This window comes from uncultured Campylobacter sp. (assembly GCF_938045775.1).
GTDB lineage: Bacteria > Campylobacterota > Campylobacteria > Campylobacterales > Campylobacteraceae > Campylobacter_B.
In genome coordinates, this window is the sequence record NZ_CALIBH010000190.1 from 1 (window position 1) to 4257 (window position 4257).

Here is a 4257-nt window from a genome sequence, read left to right on the forward strand (position 1 = left end):
GGTGATAAATTCTGCGAGCTGAGCTAATTTAAGCCCATTATTAGATTAGTTATGTATAATGCGATTTCTTTTTGTGGACAGATGGGTGAGTGGCCGAAACCACACCCCTGCTAAGGGTGCAGCTTCTAACCGGGGCTCGAGGGTTCAAATCCCTCTCTGTCCGCCACCAATTCAAAATTTTTGAATCAATAAAATTTCACTTTCGTGGTTCAGTCGATTCTAGCCGCCTAGGATACTGCCTAAAAGCAGCACCGGCATCATTAGCGGCATCACGATGAGTCCTTGTATGTCGGTATCCATTTTCGCATCGCGCTCGCTTTTGATCCCGCTATCGACCGCTATACGCGCAGGGTACTCGATCGGCACGCTTAGACGGTGCGATCTGCGTAGCTCGTCGTGATCTTTTAGGCGCTTAAAATATTTGCCTTCGATCAGATAAGAGTAGCGAAACGTAGAGCTATACGCGGGCTCCAGCTGCTCTGGGTCGTCCATCAGCTTAGCCTGCACGGATGCGGCAGATCGTATTTTACGAGCTCGATTTCGTGCTGGATATACGCAGCATCGCTGCCCTCGTTATATCTGTCGATCGTGAGCATACTTACGTTGCGCCTTATCACGTCTTTATTCAGCGACGCCAGACTCGCGACCTTGGCGCGCACAGCGCTGAGATTCGCATCAAATACGTAATCGTAAATCTCGCCGCTCATACGCAGCTGACCGCCAGATGCCGCGCTCATCGCGACGATGTGCTCGCGCCCTTGCATGTAGCCCGGCAAATTCTTACTCGCGCATCCGCTAAAAATTCCACAGCATAGCGCCAAAAGCGCGCCATAAATCCAAAATTTCATAAACTTCCTTTGTAAAATTTAAAGACGGATTGTATTAAATTTTGCCTTAATGAGAGTGGAATTTTACGGCGCAGCGGAATAAAATTCTGCGGTGGAATTCCATGGCGGCGACGCGTAGAATTTCGCGCGGATTTGCATTAGATTTCGATGAAATTTTATAAAAATGGGAGCTGAAAACGCACGAAAAAGGCAAAAGAAGCGCAAGAACGCTATCGAGATTTAAAATTTCAAAATCTCGAGGAAATTTCGCGAAAGGAAGCGAGCCATTTGCGCGTCAAAATTTAACCGTCATCGCGAGCTTGCTTTTAAATTTTAAAATTTTACGGCAGGCTTTAGAATTTAAAATTCCAAAGCCCTTTTTGATATGCGGCGCGCTACTTTCGATTTGCGTTAGCAAGCATCAGCTTTATGCGGTTTTCCTGATTTACCGCGCTTGCGCCCGGGTCATAATCGATTGCGGCGATGTTTGCTTGCGGATAGTTTTGCTTGATCTTTCGGATCATTCCGCGCGCGATGATGTGGTTTGGCAGGCAGCCGAAGGGCTGCGCGCACACGACGTTTTGTATGCCGTGGCGCATGAACTCGACCATCTCCGCCGTCAGCAGCCAGCCCTCGCCCATCTTCACACCATGACCGATATAGCCGTCGGCGGCGGCGCGAACCTCGCTAAATGGGCTCGGCGCGCGAAAGCCGAAGCGTTTCATCTGCCTAATCATCATGCGCTGGAAAAATTCCACTACCTTAGCGACCGCAAGCGAGCCGTAATACGCCGCACCGCCCTTGCCATAGAGCTGCTTGTCGTAGACCGCATCGTAGATGCAGGTAAGCACGAAGTCCATCAGCCCAGTATTTACGGGCTCGGCGTTTTCACGGATAAGGTAGGCGTTTAGGCTGTTATTGCCGATGGGTGAGTATTTGAGATAAATTTCGCCCACGATGCCTACCTTCACTCGCGGCTTATCGTCACGCTCGATTTTAGCGAACTGCGAGAGGATAAATTTAAAATTTTTCTTGAGATTGAAAAATGATCTTTGATCAGTCAAATTTTTGATCCGCTCGGCGCAGAGTTCGTAAATTTCATTCGTTTGGTTTTTGATCTTTTCGTAGGGCTTGCACTGATTATACAGCCCCATCATCAAATCGCCGTAAAATATCGCGGCGAAGAGCTTTAGAAGCGATTTTTTGCCGAGGCTAAATTCATTCTCATCTAGCGAGCCGAAATTTAACGAGATTGCGGGGACGTAGCTAAAGCCGCTGTCCTCAAGCGCTTTGCGAAGCAAATTTATGTAGTTGCTCGCTCTGCAGCCGCCGCCCGTTTGGCTGATGAGAAGCGCCACCTTGTGCGTGTCGAACTCGCCGCTTTTTAGCGCATCGATAAACTGCCCGATGACGAGCAGCGCGGGGTAGCACATGTCGTTATGCACGCTGCGAAGCCCCTCCTCGACGATATTTTGACGATTTTCGCCGAGCAAGACGCTCTTATAGCCCTCGTCGCGCAGCACGCCTTGCATAAAGCGAAAATGCGGATCGATCATCGTGGGGATTAATATCGTGTGGGTCGCTTTCATATCTTTCGTAAATTTAGCAAACATTAGCGCGCATCCTTTCTTGCTTCTTGTTGCGCGCCTTGCCTTTCGCGCTCTATCATAGTCGCTTTTAGGCTACGCAGGCGGATCTTGACCGCACCTAGGTTGGTGACTTCATCGATTTTGAGCTGGGTGTAAATTTTACCGTTTTGGCGAAGTATATCGCGCACCTCATCGCCCGTGATCGCGTCGATCCCGCAGCCAAAGCTGACTAACTGCACCAGCTGCATGCGCGGGTATTTACAGACAAACTGCGCCGCGCTATAAAGCCTGGCGTGGTAGGTCCATTGATTAAGGCTCTTCGTCTGCACCCTGCTAAGCGGCAGCGCGTCCTCGCTAAGCACTATAAAGCCCAAGGAATTTAGATAGCGATCGATGCCGTGGTTGATCGTCTTGTCGATATGATACGGACGACCCGCTAGCACGACGGCGGGCGTGCCGCTTGCATTGATCTCCTTTAGGGTCTCCTCGCCTTTTATTAAAACGGTATTTTTATAGTTTTGCAGCTCTTTAAGGCCCTGCAAGACGGCGTTTTTCACGGCGTCGGAATGAAATTTATACCCGGCGTCCGCGAGCTCAGCCTGCATCGTTTTGCAAAACGAATCTTGCATGTTAAGATCCACGTGCGGGTAGAGGAATTTTTTCTCCTCCAGTGCGCCTACATTCGCGCGTATCAGCTCGGGATAGTATGCGACTACGGGGCAGTTGTAGCAGTTCTCGCTGATATTTTCGTCCAAGCTGTAGCTCATACACGGATAAAAGATAAAATCGACACTCTTATTTAGCAGATCGTAGATGTGACCGTGCACGCTTTTAGCCGGGTAGCAGACGGTATCGCTCGGGATGCTCTGGCTTGCTAAAAACAACGTCTCTTTTCGCGGCTTTTGCGACAACACGACGCTCATACCTAAATTTTCAAAAAACGCACTCCAAAACGGGATCATCTCAAACATATTCAAAACAAACGGAATTCCGACCCGCGGTGCGTCCTGCTTCGGCGGCTTGCGATATTTTTTCAAAAGCTCGTTTTTAAACTCAAATAAATTCGTAATGTCGTGGCGGATCTCCTTGCCCGCACCGCGTTCGCATTTGTTGCCCGAGACGAATCTAGTATCGCCAAAGTAGCTGATCGTAAGCGGGCATTTGTTCGTACAGAGCTTGCAGACGCTAAATTCGCTGCGGTGGGTAAAGTTTTCAAGCTCTGCGCGACTGATCATATCGGTGCGCTCATTTGCGTTATTTTTGGCAAAAAGCGCCGCGCCGTATGCACCCATAAGTTCGCTAATATCAAGGCGAATCACATTTTTACCGAGCTCTTTTTCAAAAGCTCGTAGCACGGCGTTGTTTAAAAAGGTACCGCCCTGCACTACGATGTTTTGACCTAAATCGTCGGCGTTTCGCACTCGGATGACCTTGTAAATCGCATTTTTTATGACGCTAATAGCAAGGCCCGCGCTGATATCCTCGATCGTAGCGCCGTCTTTTTGAGCCTGCTTGACCGAAGAGTTCATAAAGACCGTGCAGCGGCTACCAAGCTTGGCGGGATGGGTCGCAAAAAGGGCTAAATTCGCAAAATCTTTGATGTCGTAGCCTAAAGAATTTGAAAAGGTCTGCAAAAACGAGCCGCAGCCCGAGCTACATGCCTCATTTAGCACGATAGAATCGATATTGCCATCTTTAATAGAGAAACACTTGATGTCCTGCCCGCCGATGTCGATGATGAAATCTACCTTCGGATTGAAGTGGCGCGCAGCGCTGTAATGCGCGATCGTCTCGACGATACCGTAATCGAAGCGAAAGGCGGTTTTAATGAGATCCTCGCC

5 protein-coding genes and 1 tRNA gene are annotated in these 4257 nt (G+C 49.3%); 1 reads left to right on the top strand and 5 read right to left on the bottom strand.

Annotated elements, in window-relative coordinates; genetic code table 11:
• Positions 1 to 75 precede the first annotated feature (75 nt).
• Positions 76 to 166, top strand: a tRNA-Ser gene (locus Q0238_RS07485).
• Positions 167 to 219: 53 nt separating this feature from the next.
• Here Q0238_RS07485 and Q0238_RS07490 read toward each other — a convergent pair.
• From Q0238_RS07490 to Q0238_RS07510, 5 genes are all read right to left on the bottom strand, one after another.
• Positions 220 to 492: a hypothetical protein gene (locus Q0238_RS07490; RefSeq protein WP_297944584.1), complete on the bottom strand. Its 273-nt coding sequence runs from the start codon at positions 490 to 492 to the stop codon at positions 220 to 222.
• Positions 492 to 848: a hypothetical protein gene (locus Q0238_RS07495; RefSeq protein ID WP_297944586.1), complete on the bottom strand. Its 357-nt coding sequence runs from the start codon at positions 846 to 848 to the stop codon at positions 492 to 494. Before Q0238_RS07495 ends, Q0238_RS07490 begins: the two co-directional genes overlap by 1 nt.
• A gap of 274 nt (positions 849 to 1122) precedes the next feature.
• Positions 1123 to 1245, bottom strand: a complete 123-nt coding sequence (locus Q0238_RS07500) for a hypothetical protein (protein ID WP_297944589.1) — start codon at positions 1243 to 1245, stop codon at positions 1123 to 1125.
• Positions 1223 to 2440, bottom strand: coding sequence for a 2-hydroxyacyl-CoA dehydratase (locus tag Q0238_RS07505; protein WP_297944592.1), 1218 nt, complete (start codon positions 2438 to 2440; stop codon positions 1223 to 1225). Before Q0238_RS07505 ends, Q0238_RS07500 begins: the two co-directional genes overlap by 23 nt.
• The coding region (locus Q0238_RS07510) for an acyl-CoA dehydratase activase-related protein (protein ID WP_297944595.1) at positions 2440 to 4257 on the bottom strand (1818 nt) is incomplete at its 5' end. The genes Q0238_RS07510 and Q0238_RS07505, both read right to left, overlap by 1 nt.